The organism is Thermodesulfatator autotrophicus (assembly GCF_001642325.1).
Taxonomy (GTDB): Bacteria; Desulfobacterota; Thermodesulfobacteria; order Thermodesulfobacteriales; family Thermodesulfatatoraceae; genus Thermodesulfatator; species Thermodesulfatator autotrophicus.
Genome location: NZ_LSFI01000014.1, coordinates 25047 through 46678 on the forward strand (window position 1 = coordinate 25047; position 21632 = coordinate 46678).

The window sequence follows — 21632 nt, forward strand, 5'->3', positions numbered from 1 at the left end:
GCAATAAGAAGAGTTATGGTGAACCACAAAGTGGCGAAGCACTATCTGTCCCGAGGCAACACAGCCACCATGGCGATCTCAATCTAATATTAGGATTTTGCAAAAGTCTCGTTATATTCATATTCATGAAAGTTATTTTAGAAGCTGGCCCCTTTAGTGTCCATCGCCACCATGGCAAACTTTATGAAAATATTAGCCTTGTTCTTTATGAAAATGACTTTGTTCATTTAAAAGGCCCTTCGGGAACAGGCAAAAGCACCCTGTTAAGACAAATAGTAGGGCTAGAAAAATGCCCTGCGGGAGTCAAAAGAATCCTTAACGGAACTGCCCATCCCTCTAAAAGGCTTTTCAATTTTCGCAGCAAGTGTGTTTATCTTGATGCTGATAGCCCGCTTATTGAAGGCTCTATTAGTGAAAATTTATTATTCCCTTACAAATTTAAAATTAACCATCATCGTAAGCCGGTTATTACCCCAAAAAAAATTCTCGAAAAACTGGGTCTTTCCCCAAAACTTGACACCGAAGTAACTAACCTCTCCACGGGAGAAAGAGAGCGCCTGTGCCTGGCTAGAGCCATCCTTTTTGACCCCCAGATTATCCTTGCCGATGAGCCCTTTTCAGGGCTTGACCCTGAAAGTTTTGAAAAGGCTTTTAGCCTACTTTATGAATTTTCTCAAAAACCAGAAAAAGCGGTATTATGCGTAAGCCACTTAGAGTTACCCCAAAAATCCAGAACCCTCTTCTTAAAAAACGGAAAACTTGAGGAACTTTCATGAGTCAGTTTATCACTCTTTCACCACTTGACCTGGCCTTGGCCTCTGGATTTATCCTCTTAGCTGGTGCCCTATCACTTTATTTACGTCTTAAAATAGAAAAGAGGCTTTTTATCGCCGCTCTGAGGACAATAATCCAGCTTTCTCTGGTAGGCTTTATTCTGGAAACTATTTTTTCCTTAAAAAATCCCTTCTTAGTGGTTGGCCTTTTATTTTTTATGGCCCTCGTAGCCGGACGCGAAGCGGCCTTTCGCAGCCGCAAACGCTATGCCCTTATGGTTCTTGATACCACCCTTTCCATGAGCCTTTCAGCTCTTATAGTTGGAGTTATCGTTACCCAGGTGATTGTGGGGGTAAAGCCGTGGTATCATCCCCAGTACGTAATTCCTCTAATTGGTATGATATTGGGAAACTCTTTAAATGGTGTATCCCTGGCTCTTGATACTTTTATTGATTACCTAATGACCAGAAAAAAAGAAATAGAACTTTTTCTGGCCTATGGAGCTAATCATCAAGAAGCTATAAACCAGGCCTTTAGGGCAGCGGTAGCGAGAGGCCTTGTTCCCATCATAAACGCCATGTCAGTAGCAGGAATCGTTTCTCTTCCTGGAATGATGACCGGCCAAATTTTAGCCGGAACCCCTCCCCTTCAGGCCGTGGCTTACCAGATACTCGTAATGTTTATGTTAGCCGGGGCTTACACTATCGGAGCCATTAGTGCCGTGTGGCTTGCTGGAAAAAGGTTATTCTCCGCTGAACCTCGCTTTAAAGAAGAAATTTTTTCATAAGACCTTTTAGAAAGAGATCCTTTGCAAAACCTTGAAACATTAGATTGAGATCACCACGGCGACTGTGTCGCCTCGTGACAAGGATTGCTTCGCCACTTCGTGGCTCGCAATGACGGGGAGGAAAAAAAACATACAATGACGGGGCGGTAAGAGACTCTCAATGACACAGCGGGAAAAGAGGCTTGAAATGATAAAGTAAAGAGGGGGGTCCGCGATGACAACCCATTTTTTTGTCACTGCGAGGAGCATCTTCCCCACTGTCACTGCGAGGAGATCCCTCGCTTCGCTCGGGACAGGCGAAGCAGTCTCAGAAAGATATTTTGTAAAGGTCTCTAACAAGTTAGGCCTCAGTGCGGTAAAGCTAGCTCTAATTTTTGGTTTAATAATTCTCCTTCTGGCGAAAACCGTTTTAATAACTCTTTGAGGGATTTTAAAGCGGGTGGGATATAATAGGCAAACCAGGGCTTACCCTCCCTGCTCAATTTGGCAAAGGCCCCTAAGGCCTGAAGATTTCTAAAAAGAGCCAGGGCGTAAAAAGCTTCCTCAGAAATAAGGCCAGGATACTTTCGCTGAAAATCCCCAAGCCAGAAAGAAATCTCTTCGCAGGTTAACCCCTGGTAGGGATCAATCAAAAAAGAGGCCAGGTCATAAGCCGTTGGCCCTATTCTCATCCCTTGAAAATCAATAATCCAGAGCGAATTATCTTTAACCATCAAATTACGGGACTGAAAATCCCTATGAAGAAGAGAAGAAAAATCTACGTATCTTTTGGCCTTTTCCCATAAGGCCCTGAGCAAAGATTCAATCTCTTCGTCTTTAAGGCCTAAATATCCTTCCACAAAAGAAGTTTTAAAGTAGAGAGCCTCTTTTTCCCATATCAAATTTTCATCATAAAAAAGGGTATCAAGAACACTTTCCTTAGGGAAAGAAGGCTTTATTTCCTTTAATTTTGCAAGAATTTTAAAGGCTTGAGGGAAAAATTCATACCGCTTATTTTTAGGTAAATCTTCAAGGCGGGTATCACCCAGGTCTTCCAGCAAAATAAAACCGCTTTCCTCATCGTAATCGTAAATTTCAGGCACTGGAAGGCCATTTCTTTTCAAAAACTTGCCAATCTTTATGTAAGAACGTGCCTCTTTCAGGCCGAACTCCCCTGGCTGGGGGTAAATGAGAATAAAAGAACGATTTTTCTGTAAAAGCCTATAAAATTTTCTCGCTGAACCATCTCCAGCTAAAGGAATTATTCCATCAACTGAAATGGCCTTTCTTTTCAAATATTCAGCTATTTCTGAAGCCATCATTTTCCGGGATAAAAATAGTATCAGAGAAGTCTCCAGAAGGTATAACTGCTCCTTGCCAGGCTATTACCCGTTTAAGCCTAGCTGGCAAAGCAATTTTTACCCCAGGCTCAATAAAAACCCAGTCTTCCAAAAAAAGATCACGGAGTTTCAAGTTTTCAGGCACCACAAAGGGCGAATCTGGTGGGGAAAGGCCATAAAAAGAGGCCCGTTTCTTAAGAAAGTCCTCATGAACTCCGAGATAAGAAGATAAGCTTCCGATATCACGCCAGTAAAAACCAGCCACTACCTGACACTTGATGGGCACTCCCTCAGTCAAAAAGCGCGTATAAGTGGGGACTAAATCCCGGTCTCCCTCCCGCAAGCGCCTGACAAACTCAGGAGTAACTACCTGAATTCCGGTAAAAGTATAGGCCCCTGGCCCCTGGCCAAAGCCCTTAAGATCCTCGCCTTCAACCAGAACATTGGCCGAAGCTTTTCCCGCCATGAGCAAAAGTATGGCTCCTCCGTCCAATCTTTCGTGGGCCGAAAGCAAAGAAGCTAAGGGAAAATTGGTTACAATATCGGCATTTATGACCAGAATAGGCTCAGTAAAAAAATCCCTGGCACCGAAAAGGGCTCCAGTTGGCCCTAGAAGCTCTGCCTCACGGTAAACCTTGAAAGTAATTTCAGGATAAGCTTCGGCATACTTTTTAACAAAGTCTTCAACTTGAGGGGAAAGGTGGTGAGTATTTAACCCGATAACTGAAAAACCAGCCCGCCTTAGCTCGTCAAAAATTAAGCCCAGCAAGGGCCTGCCTAAGATGTGGAAAAGAGGTTTGGGGACAAAACGGGTATAAGGAAGCAGGCGGGTGCCTCGCCCGGCGGCCAGAACAAAGGCCCGTCTCCCCATGCCAAATTAGGCTTTTTTCTTTTCAAGCTCTTCTTTGGTTTCAGCTTCTAAATTTTCTCCCTCTCTAAGCCCCTCTTTAAAGGCCCTTATACCTTTCCCGAGGCCTGCGCCAATTTCAGGGAGCCTTTTGGCGCCAAAAAGAACCAGCGCAATAAGGAGAATAATTAAAAGTTCCTGTGAGCCAAGCCCGAACATAATCCCCTCCTTAAAAACTATCTTCCCACTAATGCTACCAGAAAAATGCTTAATTCGTAAAGGAGTATCAAAGGAATGGCCAGAAAAAGCTGGTTAACCACATCAGGAGTAGGTGTAAGAATGGCCGCTATCACAAAGGCCAACAAGATGGCATAACGCCTGAAACTCCTTAATTGAGAGGCAGAGACTATCCCCAACCTTGAAGCCACGGTTAAAGCCACCGGCACCTGAAAGGCGATACCAAAAATGAACATAAGTCGTATAGAAAAACTAAGATACTCCTGAAGGGTAGGGACAAGGGTCAAGTCTGGCCCGGCAAAGTGGGCTAGAAAGGCAAAGGCTTTTGGAAAAACAATGAAATAAGCAAAAGCTGCCCCTCCTAAAAAAGCCGTACAAGAAAAAAGAACCATGGGTAAGGCAAAGCGGCGCTCATGCTCGTAAAGCCCTGGAGCCACAAAGCGCCAGGCCTGAAAAAGCACAAAAGGGCTCACTAACATGGCTCCACTTATAAGAGAAAGTTTGAGATAACTGAAAAAAGCCTCCTGGTAAGCTTTAAAAATAACTTTTTGGTGCTCTTCTTGAAGGATAGGCCACAAAGGCGCTAAAAGAAAATTAAGCAGGCGGTCTATCTGCCAGTAGCAGATAACCGCCCCAATTACAATGGCAACAAGGCTTTTGATAATCCTATCTCTTAACTCAGCAAGATGCTCAGTTAAAGGAAGCTCTCGGTCATGAGTTAGCTCAGCACTCAAGCCAAAAGCTCCTTCATGTCTTTTACGATAGAATCGGCATCAAGCCCCTGCTCACGGTAAAGATCCGCCGGCTTGCCAGAGGTTCCGTAACGTTTTACTCCTTTAAGGCAAAGCCTGGCAGCCTTACCATGCTTGGCAAGGGTTTGAGCCACCAGAGAACCAAGGCCAGTCTCTACCACGTGGTCTTCCACCACCATAATAGGCCCCTGCTCAGCGGCTTTAATTATAGCTTCTTCGTCAAGGGGCCTTAAACTCGCCATATTCAGGATAGAAATATTTATCCCTTCTTCTTTTAACTTTTCCCAGGCCGAAAGCACCTGGGGCATTACCGAGCCAAAAGCAATAATGGTGGCCTCTTTGCCCTGGCGTAAAAGGTCTGCTTTGCCTGGGGTAAAAACATAGTCTTTGCCAAAAAATGGCTCACCGGCCTCATTGAGAATAACAGGAAGCTTTGAGCGCCCCATACCTACAAAGACATTCCCCTTGCTTTTAGCCACATAGCGGATAATACGGTCAGTCTGGTTTGGATCTGCCGGGAAGTATATCTCAAGACCAATAAGATTTAACAAAAGCCCGAGATAATCCACACACTGGTGAGTAGGGCCATCTTCACCCACGTCAAGCCCACAATGGGTGGCTACTATTTTAAGGGCTGTCTCGTTAAGGACATTCAAACGATGCTGGTTTATGGTCTCATCCACAGCGAAAACGCCAAAAGTGGAAAAGAAGGTAAGAAAGCCTTCTTTAGACAGGGCGCCTGCCACCGTAGCGGCGTGATGCTCCTGAATACCTACTTCATGAAAAGCCTCAGGGCTCATCTTGCGAAAAGCCGTCATCTTGACTGAGCCCTCAAGGTCACAGGTAATTCCAAGAACCTTTGGAGGGCTACCAGGTTTATTGTTGAGCTCAGCCAGAGAAGCAAGGGCTTTGCCGTAGGCTGAACGGCAATCCGTCTTAACTTCTGGCTCGTAAAGAATAGGTTCCCCGGTTTCCACTTCTACCGGCTCTGGCTCATGGGGAAAAGCAGGAAAAGAAATTTCATAGCTCTTTCTCTTTTCAAGAAGGACATCAACCTCTGAAGGGTCAAAGCCAAGTTCTTCCAGGGCCTTTTTAGCCAGGTCTGGAGGAAGGGCCATGCCGTGCCACTTTTCATCGTCTTCCATAAAGGATATACCTTTGCCCATAGTGGTCTGGGCAAGAATAGCCGTGGGCTTTTCCGGACAAAGGACTTCACCGGTAATGAAACGGCGAAGCGCCTGGTAAAGGTCATTAAAGTCGTGGCCGTTGGCCTCAATCACATTCCAGAAAGTGGCTTTTATTTCATGAGCAATATCCTGGGGCATAACCCGATAAATGCGGCCGCCAATCTGCAGGCGATTGTAGTCAATCAAGGCGCAAAGATTGTTTAGGCCGAATTTTACAGCAAAGCGCCGGGCCTCAATGACCTGGCCTTTCTGTTGTTCACCATCACCCATTACACAGAAAACCCGACGAGGGATTTCTTTTAGCTTCAAAGCCCGGGCCATACCACAGGCCGCCGAAAGCCCCTGCCCCAGGTTTCCAGTGTTCCATTCTACACCCGGCACGGACTGCTCAACATGGCCCCCAAAGGCCGAGCCTGCCCGCCTGAACTCCATAAGAAAAGGCTCTTCAGGGAAATAGCCGTACTCACAAAGCACGCTGTAAACCCCCGGGCTTATATGCCCGTGGCTTATAACCACACGGTCTCTTTCTGGTAAACGCGGGTTCTTAGGGTCATGCTCAATAAGGGCGTAGAGCAAAATAAGCATGTGAAGAGAAGAAAGAGAACCACCTGGATGACCGCAGCCAGCCAGGGTGGTAGAAAGAATGATGCGTCTGACAGCACGGCGCCACATCTCTTCTAAAGTCTTAATCTCTTCCTGAGAAAGCCTTTCCTGAGTCAAATCAATTTTTAGCATAAGCCCAACTCCTTTTCAGGTTTCTGCTGGTCCTATAGCGCAGCTAGCCAAGAATTCAAGATGGAAATTTTACCCTTCGATCACATTTAATCTTCATCACCTATAAACAAAAAATTTTAAAGTGGAAAAAATTTTCCCACAGAGGAAAAAAATTTCCCTTACCGAAAACCTTTAAAAAAATCAACAGGAAAAGGCCTTTAAGCTGTTTTAAGGGAAACAATTTTCTTGTTTATAGTGAAAAATTTTTCCACTTCTGTATGTTCTCATCAGCTCTCAGTCAGCCAAACACCTTGATACATAAGGATTTTTGTTTTGGCATACTTATTGCTTTGAAATATAAAAACAGCAAGGAGGTAAAAAATGAAACTCAAAATATGGTTACTGCTTATAACATTTTTAGGGTTGGCCTCAAGCGCCTGGGCCCTTACCATTAACGTAGATGGGGACTTGAGTGACTGGGGTCTTAATACCTCTGGTTTTGCGAAAAACGACAATAATTGGAATCCGGGAATTCCTGGGGTTTTTGTTTTTCAAGAAGATCAGGTTGGCAGTTCGGACTATGTAGGGCCAGGCTATGGTGGTCAAGAATACGATGTAGAGGCCATCTTAGCCACTTTTGATAACAACTATCTTTATATCGCCATTGCCACTGGCTTTCCTCAGGCTGGCACCAGCTGGGATGCTGGAGATATAAGCCTTGATATCGGAAATGACGGCACCTGGGATTACGCCTTCATTATCTCTAACTACCAGGATGGCTCAGAAAACCGGGGATTAACTCTGGGTGGCCTATATGAGGTGAGCTCCTGGCTGGATGTCTATTATAGTAGCCATAATGTATCCAACCCTTTCCGTATGGAAAGTGGCACTTACGTAGGAGCAGGTTCTTTAGTTTATACGGATGACCCGGATCACTCCTTTTCCCGCTATTTTATAGAGTTGGCTATTCCATTAAACTTGATTGACTGGTCTTCTACTATACATAATCTGGTTGCTATTCATTGGACCATGGAGTGTGGAAACGACTACGGCACCGTAGTGGCACATACCCCTGAGCCTTCTACCTACATGCTCCTAGGGGCTGGTCTTTTTCTAATGGCTGCCTTTGTAAAAAGGCAGAAAAAAGCTTAAATTTAGAGGGCCCAGAGGCCCTCTTCCATTAACCGTCATGGCCTATCGGCCACAAGCAAAGGACATGAAAAATTCTACCTCCCCTAGCCCCTCCTGAAGAGGGGGAACAAGGAGTCGAGGGTGAGGGAACATTTTTCACAGGAATGAGAACATAAAACAGCTGACAATTTAGGCTGTCATTGCGAACCACACTCCCAACCTAGTCATTGCGAACGAAGCGAAGCAATCTCTGTCTCGAGCGATACTGAGGAAATCTGAGATCACCATGGCAACCGCTTCGCTGGTTCAAGGATTGCTTAGACACTTCGTAGCTCGCAATAACTCCTCTCCATCTCACCACGAATGAAGCAATCCTGGCCAAAAATGGACATTCATTTATTAGCAGCCATACGATCTTCTTGAACGACTATTTCTTTAGGAAAAGAAAGCAAAAAAGCTGTTCCTTCTTTGGTGGAGCGTAGAAAAATTTGTCCACCCAGGCCCTTTACCAGGCTATAGACCACTGAGAGTCCAAGGCCTGTGCCCTGCTCTTTAGTGGTGAAAAAAGGTTCAAACACGCGTCCTGCAATCTTTTCGGGAATGCCCCCGGCCTTATCTGAAACTTCTAAAAAAAAATTTTCTTCTTTTATAAAAGTAGAAATTTTTATGAAAGGCCTTTGGCCATTATAGGCTTCAATGGCATTAGAGCAAAGATTTAGTAATATCTGTTTAAAACGCCCTGACTCCACTTTGAGAACCACATTGTCTGGAAAAGAAAGCTCCCAATTAATGTCTGAGCCAAATTTTACCGCCAGTTCCTCTTGAATTTCAGTAACTAATTTTTTTAGATTTATTTTCTCTGGCCTTCCAGAACCGGGCTTAGCGAATAATAAAAAATCTGAAACCAGCTTATCTAGCCTTTGGGTCTCACGAAAAATAATATTAAAAAGCTTCTTACCTTCTGGTTTGATAAGGTTTTCTTCTTTTAAAAATTCAACGGCTCCACAAATGGAAGCCAGAGGGTTTTTTATTTCATGGGCAAGGCCTGAAGCCATAGTGCCAAGAGCAGCCAGATGTTCTGCTCGTCTCAGGCGCTCTTCATTTTCCTTTATGGGGGTTATGTCCTGAAAAATAAGACCATAGCCAAATATTTCTTTTTTTTCGTCACGCAAAGGGAAAAAGGTATAACCTATATACTTTTTCTGGCCTTTCTGCTCAAAAACAAGTTCACACCGGGGACATTCTTCATAAAGTTTTAGATTGGGAAAAAATCTATCTAAATTTTCCCCAATCAAATTATCATGACCCATAATCTTTTCCGCGGATTTATTGGCTGAAACAATGCGCTTTTCAAGGTCAGTTACTATTAGCCCTGAAGAAAGAGAAGAAAGGATATGGCGATGGAGTTCCTCTGTTCTGAAAAGGGCCTCGTGAGTTTCTTTTATTTTTTCTCTGGTGCGCTGAAGTTCTTCAGCATAACGCAAAGCCAGTAAGCCGGAAAGCCCCATAGCTCCAAGGGGGACAAAAAATTGCAGGATTGTTTGGGAATTTACCGAGGGACTCTCAATAAGCCAAAAAATAGAGGCAAAACAACAAAGGGCTAAAAATGTAAATATATCTGCCCCTCTACGCCCTAAATGGAAGGCAGCCACAAAAATCAGTAAAGGATAAAGAAAAAGAAAAGGACTTTCACGGCCATCAGTAATCCATACCAGGGCTGAAATAAGCAAAAGGTCTATTAAAAGAGAGGACCATAGTCTTTTTTTAAAAGTAAGGCTAGCAGCTGAGGCGTAAAAAAAAGCCGTATTTGCCCAAAACCCTAGAAAAATCAAGATAGAAAAAGGGGGAAGAAGATTAATTTTTTCTGCAAACGAAAGAAGGGCGGCTATACTTCCTAAAAGTAGAAGAGACGAGCGCAAATATTCAAAAACTTTAGATGATGAATTTTCAGGAAAGACCATATTTAGCCAGCCGATAGCGAAAAGACCTGAAGTTTAGGCCTAGAAGTTTAGCGGCTTCAGTTTTATTCCCTCCTGTGCGCGAAAGGGCCTGCTTAAGAAGAGAAACCTCTATTTGGGCTAAAAGGTCTTCTAAATCCAGGCCTTCCTCAGGAAGTTCAATTTTTAAGCCTTTATTATCTTGAGTTCCCTTCTTTTTTCGCGAAAGAATAAGGTTTTCAGGCAAAATTAAAGGGCCTGACTCAAGGGCCACAGAACGCTCAATTATGTTTTCAAGCTCACGCACATTACCTGGAAAGTCATATTCCATAAGGGCCTTAAGAGCAAATTCAGAAATGCCTTCAATTTTTTTGCCCATTTTTTGGGCATACTTTTTAAGAAAATAGTCCACCAATAAAGGGATATCTTCTTTTCTCTCCCTGAGAGGAGGCAACTCTAAAGAAATAACATTTAAGCGATAAAAGAGATCCTCCCGAAAATTGCCCTCTAGAACCTCTTTTTCAAGATTTCGGTTAGTGGCAGAAATTATTCTTACGTCTATTTTTACTTCTTTGGTAGAACCAAGGGGCATGACAGCCTTTTCCTGCACCACTCTTAAAAGCTTCACCTGCATATCCAGGGGAAGCTCACCGATTTCATCAAGAAAAATAGTGCCCTTATGGGCCTTAACAAAAAGGCCTTCCTTGTCACGAGAAGCCCCAGTAAAGGCCCCGGCTTTATAGCCAAAAAGCTCACTCTCTAAAAGATTTGGGGGAATACCTCCGCAATTTACCACCACAAAGGGCCTATCACGCCGGGGAGAAAGCTTATGAATGGCCCTGGCGATAAGCTCTTTACCAGTACCCGATTCACCTGTTATGAGCACATTTGAAGGGGCATTAGCTATGCGCGGCAAAAGCCCGAAGACCCTTTTCATAGCAGGGCTTTGGCCAATTATCCCCATGAAAGAAGTTTCACTATTAGTGGCCTCAAGGGATACCCGTTCTTTAGCAAGAGCCCTTTTAATCAAGTCCCGCAACTGGTCCAGCTTAAAAGGCTTTGGCACATAATCAAAAGCCCCTTCCTGTTTAGCTATCACCGCTGTGTCAAGAGAAGCATAAGCTGTGATCATGATTACTGGGATTTCAAAAGCCTTTTCCCGTAAAGCCTTGAGAAAGGATATACCATCAAGCCGCGGCATGCGGATATCGGCTAAAACCAGGTCGGCCTGGTTCTTAGAAAGATACGAAAGAGCCTCCTCGCCGTCTCCCGCTACGGCTACCTGGTAGCCCTCCTTTGCTAAAAACAGTTCTAAAAACTCCTGAAGACTTTTGTCGTCGTCAACAATGAGGATGGTAGGCTTGGACATAGCGCTTAATTCTGTGTTTTTTTATTTTTTGTCGGCAAAACAAAAAGAGAACTTGAGGCTTATTTATTTGTTACTTTTGGGCTATTTAAAAAAAACAAATTATGGCAATATATATTTGATGTGGTTAGAACATTACTTCCTGGTTAAAGCTCCTAACGCGGATAAAGCCTTTTCCAGGGTAAAAGGGTTTCTCGACAGATATCAGCTGGTATCTTATGAAAAAATAGAACATACAAAGGAAAATTATCAGGCTGATAACCCTACTTTTTGGCAGGTATTAGAAGCTAAAATAAATGAAAACTATGCCTTCGTAAAAGACCGTTTGTCATTTTTAGAAAAAGAGGGTTTTGAAAAAACCAGCAGTCTAAAAGACCTCCCTCAGGGCTATTTGTCTAAAGAATTACACCTAATAGTCCACTTTTTAGACGGCTTTTTTGGGGTGGATTCAACCTTTTATAACCTTGAAGAGGATTCCCACTGGGTTTCAAAAGGATTAAAAAGAGAAATAACCTTAAATCCCCAAAATTTTTGGCTAATAAAAATAAAAGCCCTCTCTTTGAGTGAAACTCCTCTATTTGAAAAATTTAAAAATTTTTGAAAAGACTTTTAGGTTGCCAAGCCTTTGTTTAAGGGATAAATTTTAGAAGAAATTTCGGGGAGTGGCGCAGCCTGGCAGCGCACCTGCCTTGGGAGCAGGGGGTCGGCGGTTCAAATCCGTCCTCCCCGACCATTCTTTTAAAAGTATTCCCTATGAAAAAAAAGCTTAAAACGCTGGCTCTCACCTTAGGTATTACCACTTCTGTTTTATTAGTTCTTTTAGCTTTTCTGGTGTTTTTTTTGCCATATTTAGTAAATCTAGAGGTCATACGCACCCAAATAGCCAATAAACTTTCCAAGCGGTTACAGGCCAAGGTTTATTTAAAAGAAGTAAGAATCCGTTTAATACCCCGGCCCACCCTCAAAACCAAAGAACTGGAAATTGAACACCCCAAGTATTCATTTCATCTAAAAGAAGGGGACCTTATCCTCAAATTAGGCCCTCTTTTTCACAAAAAGATAGAAGTTGAAAAATGTCTCCTTGAACAACCGGTTTTTATCAAGAAAAAGGGTGAGGGCCCTCCTCCCCTTGTAACTCCAGAAAAAATTTTTGAAATTACCAGAGAAGTATTACCAAAAGTCCCTCCCCTTACTATCCAAATAGAAGAAGGTGCTATTTTCTTTGCTTCCCAAGAAAGCCGGGAAATTCTTTTTGAAAAAATAGAAGCTGAGTTATCCCTTCAGCCAGATTTTTTAGAATTTCAGGCTAAGGCTATAAATCAAGCTTTAAAAGAATTTGTCTTTTCACTGCGCCTCTGGCCTGTGGAAGAACTGGCCGAAGGTTTATTAAAAGTAAAACACCTAGACTTATCCCTCGTTCCACTTATCAAAAAACAAAATCCCTTAAAAAAACTAAAAACTGACTTAAATCTAGATTTCTCTTATCGCTATGAAAATCAAAAATGGTTACTCGGATTTACAGCTTCTGCTCCCTGTTTTCTCAAAGAAAAACCCAGTAATCTCATTTTTGATTGTGCAGCTCTCGTTGGCCAGGCTACTTATAGCCCAGAAAAATTAAGAGTAGAGATAAAAGATCTTGCCATGAAAAACCCTGCCCTTTTTGCTTCAGGTTATTTTTTAAAGGAAAAGAAAAGGGCGGCCTTTAATTTTCATATTCGCGAAGGAGACTGGGGAGCAGTCAGAAAGCGGCTTTCAATATTCCTCCCTAAAATCAAAGGACTTAAAAAGCTCAATGAGATTGTATTGGCTGGCAAGGCTAAAGATATACAGCTAAAAAGCGAAGCTCCTGACCTCAAACACCTTTTTCATCTAGATAATTTTTCTTACGAAGGATTAGCTGAAGAGGCCATTATTCAGGTTCCCCGTCTTAATTTAAGGCTTGAAAATGTCTCAGGGTGGGCATCGGTCAAAAAGGCTGTCTTAAAAGTTAAAGAAGCCCAGGGAAATTATAGAGAAACAAATTTCTCTAAGGTATCTCTACTTCTTAACTTAAGAAAACTAAAAAATAAAACCTCTCCCCTTAATTTTGAAGGGGAATTTAAAACCAATTTTAAAGACCTTAAAGATATATTAAAGGCCCTACCACTGCCAGCAGAAATAGACCAAGAATTAAATGCTCTCAAAGGTGAAGGTAATCTTTTCGGCCAGGTAAAAATAAAGGGCTTTCTAAATAAACCCATTATTTCTTTCTCGTTTACACCTGTAAATCTTTTACTGGAATATAATCGCTTTCCATTACCAGCCATATTAAATGACGGCCTGGTTACTTATAAACCCCACGTTTTAGCAGTAAAAGGGATTGAAGTTTCCTTTCCCAAAAGTACCATTTTCAGCTCTTTCTCTCTCAATCTTTCCCAAAAACCTTACTTTTTAAACTTATCTGAGGCTAGAGGGAAGTTGTTCGTACCAGAAATCAAAAAAGTTTTAAGCCACTTCCCTCAGGGGCAAGAATTATTAAACCGCTTTCCATTTGATGGACGATGGATAAACCTAATCTACGCTAATTATAAAGGACCTTTAGAGGGAAAAAACCTTTCCCAAAAGATCTCTCTTAAAGCCAAAACAGCTGATTTCCAGATATCAGTAGCCCAACTTCCTGGACCACTTTTTATTAAAAAAGGCACCTTCACCTACCAGTCGTATAGTCTTACTTTTGAAAACTCTCAAGCAAGTCTCCTTGACGCCAAATTTTGGGGAGCAGGAGAAATAAATTTCAAGCCATTTAGCTTATATCTCAAAGGAGAGGGAGAGAGCGGGAAAAAATTCTTAAACTGGATTTATCAAAGGGCTAACATTTCAGAAAAGTTTTTTATTAAAGCACCCGTTAGCTTAGAAGCCTTGACCTTTAAAATGGCTTTGCCTGAAATAACCTTCAGCAGTTATATAGAAACAAGTTCTAATTCAAAGGCTTATTTGGGTTTTGAGAAAACCAGAAATATCTGGAAACTAGATGCTAAGCTTTTTACAGGGCACGAATTGCCATTTAAAGTCAATTTAGAAAGAAATAATCACTGGAAAATAAACATTGACGGCCAGATAAAAAAGCAAGAACTTGCGCAGTTTTTTGTAAAAGAGCCCCTTGATTTCCAAAAAATTAGAGCTCAAAACTTTTCTGGCTTTATAAATTTTAAAGAACCAACTAAAAGCCATTTTTCAGGATATTTAGAGGTTCACGCTTTTAAATATCCCGCTTCAACCCCCATATGGATTGAAGAGTTAAAAATTAAAGCCAAGAAAAAAAATTTAGATATCAAATATCTTGAAGCTGATATAGGAGAAACCAGTTTTGAAGCCAGAGGGAAGCTTTCCATAGAACCCAAATACTTAAACTTTGAAGGGCAGGTATATTCTCCTCTAATTTTACTTGAAGACATTTTGGCCCTTTCCAAAAGAAAATCTAAACAAAATACAAAGGTTAATCTAATAGGAAAAATAGACTTTCAGGTAGATTCAGCCATTTACAAAAATTACGAAATTTCACCTGTAGAAGGGACACTATTTTATTATCCCGAAAAAACCAGAGTAATAATTAAAAAGGCTAACCTGTGTGACATAAAAGTTTGGGGTGACTACGAAAAAATAAAAGAAAAGCGTCAGCTCAAAGTCTTCTTTAAGCGTCAGAATGGAAACTTAGCCAACACACTATTTTGTTTGTTTCACCAAAAGAAGTTTGAAGGTCCTTATGATCTTAAAGGTTCTTTATTGACCAGCGGAAGCAAAGAATTATTTGAAAAAAGTAGTGGTGAGGTAACTTTTATTTCTCAAGGAGGAAGAATTTACCAGTTTGGTTTAATATCAAAGCTTTTGGCTTTTTTAAGCCCTATAGATATATTCCAGGGCAATCTGCCTGATTTAGAAAAAGAAGGGCTTACCTATGATTTACTAAAATTAGAAGGCCATTTCCAGAAAAAATATTTAAAAATAGAAAACTTAGAATTGAATGCTCCAGGACTTCGCTTCTTTGCCAAAGGGAAGGTAGATATTTTGGAGAAAAAAGTAAATTTAACTGGTCTGGTTTCTCCATTAAAAACAGTTGATACTTTGGTAAGCAATGTCCCTTTAGTGGGCTGGGTCCTTACTGGGAAATCTAAAATGCTGGTAGGTCTGCCTCTTCGTATAACCGGTGACCTTGAAAAACCAACAATTATTCCTCTTGACCCTACCAGTCTCGGAACCCACTTTTTAGGTATTCTGGAAAGAACTTTTAAGCTGCCAGTAAAAATATTAGTACCCGGGCAAGAGTAATTATGCCGCGTTTTTCAGTACAGGAACATCATGCCAGCCATTTACATTGGGACCTCCGCCTTGAAAAAGACGGAGTTCTTAAGTCCTGGGCCATTCCCAAAGGCCCTCCCCTTGAGCCAGGGGTAAGGCGCCTTGCCATTCAAACAGAAGACCATCCCCTGGATTACATTTATTTTGAAGGCATAATACCTCCTGGATATTACGGAGCCGGCGTGGTTAAACTTTGGGACAAGGGCCAATATGAAACTGAAAAATGGGAAGACGATAAAATAGTAATTAATTTTCAGGGAGAAAAATTAAAAGGCCGTTATACCCTGCTCCGATTACGAGATAAAAATTGGCTTTTCTTCAAAAATAAAAGGCAAAATCAGCCTACTAAGAATTAGAAAGCAATGAGTTTTTTCTTGTTACCGGTATAAAACTTTTGATTTTTTCGGCTATCTCTAATATGGCCTTGGCGGCCTTGGTCTCTCGATGATAAGCAAGTAAAGGTTTTTGAGAACGAATGCTCTGGGCCAATGCAGGGTCTTTAGGAATAGCCCCAAGAAATATAGGGTTTGCACCCAAATAACTATCTATAACCTTTTTTAGATGCAGAAAGTATTGCTCTCCTTCTTTCTGAGAAGCCTGGTTAGCCACCAACAAAAAGTTTTTCTGTCCGTAGTCACGATAAAGGACTTTGATGAGGGCGTAGGCGTCAGTAATGGAAGTGGGCTCTGGGGTAAAAACTACTATGGTATAACCTGCCAGACAATTAAACCATAGAACAGCCGGACTTATCCCGGCTCCTGTGTCAAAAAGCAATAAATCGTAGGAAGAGGCAAGTTCATTAAGCCCTAATTCAAGAGCTCCTTTCATATCTGAATCAGGTTGTACCAGCTCCACTACCCCAGAAGCAGCCGGAAGAACATGAAATCCATAACCACCTTCAACCACAGCTTCTCTTATAGAACGGCCTTCAAGTAAAACGTGCTTTACCGTAACTTTAGGGGCTATTGAGAGCATTATATCTACATTGGCTAAACCAAGGTCAGCGTCCACCAGTAAAACTTTGTATTCCGGGCTTAAAGCCAGTGCTAAATTAACGGCCAAAGAGGTCTTTCCCACCCCTCCTTTGCCGCTGGTTATACTAATCATCATATTGCCACACCCCTTTTAAAGCTTCTCTTTCTTCGTAAGTGATACCTTCCTGTTCTCTTTGAAGAACAAACTCTTCCTGGTCAGTTATAATGCAATTTCGGCCTGCTTCTTTGGCCTGGTAAAGAAGCTTATCAACTTTTTTCAAAAACTCTTCCGCCGAAAGTCCAGAAAGAGGCCTATAAGTTGCTACGCCCATGCTAGCTGTTAAATGAAAAGGATTATCTTTAGGGCCAAAAAGGATCTCGTTTATATTATGTTTGAGGCGCCTGGCTACTGCTAAAGCTCCTTCACTCCCTGTGGCTGGAAGAATAATGGCAAATTCTTCCCCGCCATAGCGAGCGGGAACATCTATTTTTCGCACATTCTTTTTTATAATTTCTGCTACTTTCTTGAGGACCTCATCCCCTACTAAATGACCGTACTGGTCATTTACCTTTTTGAAGTGGTCAAGATCAATGAGAATTAATGAAAAAACACTTCTATCTCGTTTGGCCTTCTCAACATTGATTTCTAGCTCTTTTTCAAAAAAGCGGCGATTATAAAGACCAGTTAAAAAATCAATAGAAGCCTGAGCGTAAAGCTCCTCACAAAGACTACATAACTCTTTTATCATCTGGCCAGTTTTGGGGTCTAGTTTGTGGCCATTTTGCGCGAAAAATTCTTTTATTTGCTTTAAACGTCTTTCCAGGTCCATAAAACCTCTTAAAAATTTTTCGGAAACCAGTGAAAAAACTAAAGGAAAATTTTTGAAAATTGAAGAAAAGATTGCTTCGCCACTTCGTGCTCGCAAATGACAGAGAAGAAACCGTAGCTGGCAATGACTTACCTCCTTGTTACCATGAGGAGTGCTCCAACTTGTTAATACGCGAAACCCTCGTTTCACTCGGGATAGGCGAAGCAGTCGCAAAAGACCTCGTTCACTAGAACGGACGAAAGATAGTAAAATATTTTAAAAGTCTAAAACCAGTCCAGAAAATAGAAAAGGCGGCCTTTGGCCGCCTTTTAACTGTTCTAAGCTGCTAGTTCTGCCTGAGCCGGAGACGACTTCTTGGCTTTCTGCTCTTCTTTCATATCGTAGTAAACACGGCCTGTTCCTGCCGGTATAAGACGCCCGATAATGATATTCTCTTTTAAACCGCGGAGATAATCTACTTTGCCCGCGAGAGAAGCCTCAGTAAGCACTTTGGTAGTCTCCTGGAACGAGGCTGCCGCCAGAAAGCTTTCCACTGCAAGCGAAGCTTTGGTGATACCAAGGATTAACGGCTCTGCTACAGCCGGTCGCCCACCAGTGGCCAGCACACGCTCGTTTTCTTCCTGGAAACGGGTCTTATCAACCAGCTCTCCCAGCATGAAGTTAGTATCTCCCACTTCGCGGATCTTGACCTTTTTAAGCATCTGGCGCACTATAACCTCAAAGTGTTTGTCATTAATGCGCACCCCCTGGAGACGATAAACTTCCTGAATCTCTTCCACCAGGAATCGTGCAAGCCCTTTTACACCCTTAACCCGTAAAATATCGTGTGGATTCGGAGAACCCTCAATTAACGGCTCACCTGCCCTTACGTAATCCCCTTCATGAACAGCAATGTGCTTGCCCTTGGGAATCAAATATTCTTTAGGATCACCTACTTCAGGCTGAATGATGAGCTTTCTTTTTCCTTTAATTTCCTTATCAAAGTGGACGATACCATCAATTTCACTAATAATGGCAAACTCCTTGGGCTTACGGGCTTCAAAAAGCTCGGCTACCCTTGGCAAACCACCAGTAATGTCTTTAGTCTTGGTGGTCTCACGAGGAATCTTAGCAATAATGTCTCCAGCTTTTACCTCGTCCCCTTCATTGACCGTGAGAATAGCCCCCACTGGCAAAAGATAACGCGCATGGCCTTTGCCAGGAATTTTTATAGTGCGACCGCGTTCATCCTTGATTGAAATACGTGGACGATAGTCTGTATGTTTGTATTCCCTGACAATGATACTTACTTTACCGGTGATAGGGTCAGTCTTTTCGTCAACAGTCACACCTTCTATGATGTCACCAAATTTAACTCGCCCGGAAACCTCAGTAATAATAGGAATGGTGAAAGGATCCCACTCTACTAAAAGGTCGCCAGGCTTTACTTTCTGGCCTTCTTCTACCAGAATGCGAGCTCCGTAAACCACGGGATAACGCTCTTTTTCACGACCATCAGGGGTTATAATGGCAATTTCACCCTGACGATTCATGGCCACCAGATATCCTTTATCAGTTCTAACGGTACGCAGGTTAATGAACTTGACAATACCCTGACTCTGAGCCCGGTGTTCAGACTGCTCAGCTGCCCGGCTGGCCGTACCACCGATGTGGAAGGTCCGCATGGTAAGCTGGGTACCCGGCTCACCAATGGACTGAGCCGCAATAACTCCTACCGCTTCACCAACTTCCACCAAACGTCCAGTAGCAAGATCACGCCCATAGCACTTAGCACAAACACCGTACTTACTCTGGCAAGTGAGCACAGAACGAATTGTAACTTTTTCAATACCAGCCTCGCGGAGTTTTTCCGCAGCTTTTTCGTCAATCTCTTCATTAGCGCGTACTAATATTTCTCCAGTGACAGGATCTTCCACGTCTTCCAGAGCCACACGCCCAAGCACACGATCCCACACCGGTTCCATGATTTCACCACCTTCAATCAGGTGGCCCACTTCTATGCCGTCAATGGTGTGGCAGTCTTCTTCGGTAATAGTGCAATCCTGAGCCACGTCCACCAGACGACGGGTAAGATAACCGGCGTTGGCAGTTTTAAGAGCGGTATCAGCTAAGCCTTTACGGGCACCGTGGGTGGAGATGAAGTATTCAAGCACGGAAAGACCTTCACGGAAGTTTGATTTAATGGGTGTTTCAATAATTTCACCAGTAGGCTTGGCCATTAAACCTCGCATACCTGCCAGCTGGCGAATCTGGTCCTTAGAACCACGCGCGCCAGAATAGGCCATAATGTAAAGCGGGTTTCCACTCGGCCCTTTTACCTTCTTCTTTCCATCCGGGCTAACATATTCCTTGGTCTCCATTTCTTTAATCATTTCTTCGGTAACCTGCTCAGTTACCGTGGCCCACACGTCAACTACTTTGTTATATCTTTCACCGTCGGTGATAAGACCTTCCTGATACTGTTCCCAGATTTCGCGGACTTTTTTCTCTGCCTCCTCAAGGAGAGTTTGCTTTTTAGCAGGGATCTGCATGTTATCCACACAGATGGAAAGGGCCGCCTTGGTGGCAAAGTAATAACCCATGTCTTTCATTTTATCGGCAAAGATAACCGTTTTTTTGGCCCCTGCCCGACGATAGGAAAGGTCAATTAATTGTTGCAGGGCCTTTTTGGCCAGAGGTTTATTATATTCTTCAAACTTAATCTCTTCAGGCACAATAGTAGAGAAGAGAACCCGGCCAACCGTAGTATCCACCAATTTTCCATTCATGCGTATTTTGACCTTGGCCTGAAGGTCAACTTCTCCCTCTTCATAGGCGAGAATAGCTTCTTCCCGGTTAGCAAAAATGCGGCCCTCACCTTTGGCAAATGGCCTTTCTTGGGTGATATAAAAAAGCCCAAGCACCATGTCCTGAGTGGGATAGACCACCGGAATTCCACTGGCCGGCAACAAAATGTTGTTGGTGGAGAGAAGAAGCACGCGGCACTCAGTTTGTGCTTCTACAGAAAGTGGCACGTGAACTGCCATCTGGTCACCATCAAAGTCAGCGTTATAAGCCACGCACACCAGCGGATGTAACTGAATGGCTTTAGAGTCAATAAGAACTGGCTCAAAAGCCTGAATACCCAAACGGTGAAGAGTAGGGGCACGGTTTAACATAATGGGGTGTTCTTTGACGATTTCATCAAGAGCATCCCAGACCAGCGGATCTTCTTTTTCCACCATCTTTTTGGCACTTTTGATAGTGGTTACGTGGCCGTTTTTCTCAAGCCAGTGATAAATAAAAGGTTTAAAAAGCTCTAAAGCCATCTTCTTGGGAAGTCCGCACTGGTGCATCCTGAGCTCAGGCCCCACCACAATAACTGAACGACCAGAATAATCCACCCGTTTTCCAAGGAGGTTTTGACGGAAACGGCCCTGTTTTCCCTTAAGCATATCAGAAAGGCTTTTAAGAGGCCTGCGGTTAGGACCAGTGACCGGTCTTCCTCGACGACCATTATCAAAAAGGGTGTCAACAGCCTCTTGAAGCATGCGCATTTCATTGCGCACAATAATATCAGGGGCATCAAGGTCCATCAGACGCTTAAGGCGGTTATTGCGGTTAATGACACGGCGATAAAGGTCGTTCAAGTCAGAGGTAGCAAAACGGCCACCTTCAAGGGGCACAAGTGGCCTTAAATCTGGAGGAATAACCGGGATAACTTCAAGGATCATCCATTCAGGCTTATTGCCAGATTCTTTCAGGGCCTCAACTATGCGCAGACGCTTACCCAATTTTTTGCGTTTGGCCTCACTACGAGTCTTGGCCATTTCTTCACGCAGTTCCTTGGAAAGTTCCTCCAGATTGAGGTTCTGAAGAATGGTCCTAATAGCCTCGGCTCCAATGCCAATTTTGAACTTGGGACCGTGGGCCTGGAGAAGATTCTGGTATTCTTCCTCACTCAAAACCTTGCCTACCGGAACCTCAGGAATTTCACTTTCTGTAACCACAAAGCTTTCAAAATAAAGGACGCGTTCAAGCTCTTTTAAGGTCATATCAAGGAGAGCCCCGATTTTGCTGGGAATGCTGCGCAGATACCATATATGAGCTACTGGTGCCGCGAGACTTATATGCCCCATTCTTTCACGGCGTACCTTACTCTGGATTACCTCAACACCGCACTTTTCACAGATTACACCGCGGTGTTTCATGCGCTTGTATTTTCCACATAGACATTCGTAATCTTTAACTGGCCCAAATATCTTGGCACAGAAAAGACCGTCTCTTTCAGGCTTTAAAGTCCGATAGTTTATGGTCTCAGGTTTTTTGACCTCCCCGTGGCTCCACTCAAGTATCTTTTCAGGAGAGGCCAGTCCAAGCCTTATCGCTTTGATATTCATAGGATCCTTTGGCTTGGAAAAGTAAGAAAGGAGATCTTCCATATCTTTCACCCCTTTAAAAAA

General features: G+C 42.9%; 16 protein-coding genes and 1 tRNA gene. 7 read left to right on the plus strand and 10 right to left on the minus strand.

Annotation, left to right across the window (positions count from 1 at the left end):
• Positions 1-125 precede the first annotated feature (125 nt).
• On the plus strand, positions 126-776 hold the full coding sequence (locus tag TH606_RS03715; protein ID WP_068541398.1) for an ABC transporter ATP-binding protein: 651 nt from the start codon (positions 126-128) through the stop codon (positions 774-776).
• Positions 773-1561, plus strand: coding sequence for an ABC transporter permease (locus TH606_RS03720; protein WP_068541400.1), 789 nt, complete (start codon positions 773-775; stop codon positions 1559-1561). Before TH606_RS03715 ends, TH606_RS03720 begins: the two co-directional genes overlap by 4 nt.
• Positions 1562-1908: 347 nt before the next feature.
• Here the strand turns inward: TH606_RS03720 and TH606_RS03725 are convergent, their stop codons facing one another.
• Genes TH606_RS03725 through TH606_RS03745 form a run of 5 tightly spaced genes read right to left on the minus strand, consistent with a single transcriptional unit; the run spans position 1909 to position 6638 of the window.
• Positions 1909-2862 (minus strand): aminoglycoside phosphotransferase family protein, encoded by a 954-nt coding sequence (locus tag TH606_RS03725; RefSeq protein ID WP_068541402.1) that lies wholly within the window; start codon positions 2860-2862, stop codon positions 1909-1911.
• Positions 2840-3751, minus strand: a complete 912-nt coding sequence (locus TH606_RS03730; protein ID WP_068541405.1) for a nucleotidyltransferase family protein — start codon at positions 3749-3751, stop codon at positions 2840-2842. The genes TH606_RS03725 and TH606_RS03730 overlap by 23 nt, the downstream gene beginning before the upstream one ends.
• 6 nt (positions 3752-3757) lie before the next feature.
• Positions 3758-3946 carry a twin-arginine translocase TatA/TatE family subunit gene (gene tatA / locus TH606_RS03735; protein ID WP_068541407.1) on the minus strand — a complete coding sequence of 63 codons (189 nt, stop codon included), beginning with the start codon at positions 3944-3946 and terminating at the stop codon, positions 3758-3760.
• Positions 3947-3963: 17 nt separating this feature from the next.
• Positions 3964-4698 (minus strand): twin-arginine translocase subunit TatC, encoded by a 735-nt coding sequence (tatC, locus tag TH606_RS03740; RefSeq protein WP_068541409.1) that lies wholly within the window; start codon positions 4696-4698, stop codon positions 3964-3966.
• Complete coding sequence (locus TH606_RS03745) at positions 4695-6638, minus strand: transketolase (protein ID WP_068541411.1); 1944 nt, start codon at positions 6636-6638, stop codon at positions 4695-4697. Before TH606_RS03745 ends, tatC begins: the two co-directional genes overlap by 4 nt.
• A gap of 360 nt (positions 6639-6998) precedes the next feature.
• Between TH606_RS03745 and TH606_RS03750 the strand changes: the two genes are divergently transcribed.
• Positions 6999-7769 (plus strand): PEP-CTERM sorting domain-containing protein, encoded by a 771-nt coding sequence (locus tag TH606_RS03750; RefSeq protein WP_068541413.1) that lies wholly within the window; start codon positions 6999-7001, stop codon positions 7767-7769.
• Between the two features lie 371 nt (positions 7770-8140).
• On the opposite strand, the gene TH606_RS03755 is transcribed toward TH606_RS03750, so the two are convergent.
• Both TH606_RS03755 and TH606_RS03760 read right to left on the minus strand, forming a co-directional pair.
• Positions 8141-9709: a two-component system sensor histidine kinase NtrB gene (locus tag TH606_RS03755; RefSeq protein WP_068541416.1), complete on the minus strand. Its 1569-nt coding sequence runs from the start codon at positions 9707-9709 to the stop codon at positions 8141-8143.
• Positions 9696-11054 (minus strand): sigma-54-dependent transcriptional regulator, encoded by a 1359-nt coding sequence (locus TH606_RS03760; RefSeq protein ID WP_068541418.1) that lies wholly within the window; start codon positions 11052-11054, stop codon positions 9696-9698. Before TH606_RS03760 ends, TH606_RS03755 begins: the two co-directional genes overlap by 14 nt.
• Before the next feature lie 52 nt (positions 11055-11106).
• Between TH606_RS03760 and TH606_RS03765 the strand changes: the two genes are divergently transcribed.
• From TH606_RS03765 to TH606_RS03780, 4 genes are all read left to right on the plus strand, one after another.
• On the plus strand, positions 11107-11652 hold the full coding sequence (locus tag TH606_RS03765) for a hypothetical protein (protein ID WP_157627853.1): 546 nt from the start codon (positions 11107-11109) through the stop codon (positions 11650-11652).
• A 55-nt stretch (positions 11653-11707) separates the two neighbouring features.
• Positions 11708-11784, plus strand: a tRNA-Pro gene (locus tag TH606_RS03770).
• Positions 11785-11804: 20 nt separating this feature from the next.
• Positions 11805-15356, plus strand: coding sequence for a YhdP family protein (locus tag TH606_RS03775; protein ID WP_068541422.1), 3552 nt, complete (start codon positions 11805-11807; stop codon positions 15354-15356).
• A 2-nt stretch (positions 15357-15358) separates the two neighbouring features.
• On the plus strand, positions 15359-15742 hold the full coding sequence (locus TH606_RS03780; protein WP_068541424.1) for a DNA polymerase ligase N-terminal domain-containing protein: 384 nt from the start codon (positions 15359-15361) through the stop codon (positions 15740-15742).
• Here TH606_RS03780 and TH606_RS03785 read toward each other — a convergent pair.
• The 3 genes from TH606_RS03785 to rpoC all read right to left on the minus strand — a co-directional run bounded on the left by TH606_RS03785 (position 15732) and on the right by rpoC (position 21611).
• Positions 15732-16496, minus strand: a complete 765-nt coding sequence (locus tag TH606_RS03785; protein ID WP_068541426.1) for a MinD/ParA family protein — start codon at positions 16494-16496, stop codon at positions 15732-15734. The genes TH606_RS03780 and TH606_RS03785 overlap by 11 nt on opposite strands.
• Positions 16486-17190 carry a GGDEF domain-containing protein gene (locus TH606_RS03790; RefSeq protein ID WP_082863495.1) on the minus strand — a complete coding sequence of 235 codons (705 nt, stop codon included), beginning with the start codon at positions 17188-17190 and terminating at the stop codon, positions 16486-16488. The genes TH606_RS03785 and TH606_RS03790 overlap by 11 nt, the downstream gene beginning before the upstream one ends.
• 317 nt (positions 17191-17507) lie before the next feature.
• A complete protein-coding gene (gene rpoC / locus TH606_RS03795) occupies positions 17508-21611 on the minus strand; it encodes a DNA-directed RNA polymerase subunit beta' (RefSeq protein ID WP_068541428.1) in 4104 nt (1367 codons plus the stop codon).
• Between the last annotated feature and the right edge of the window lie 21 nt (positions 21612-21632).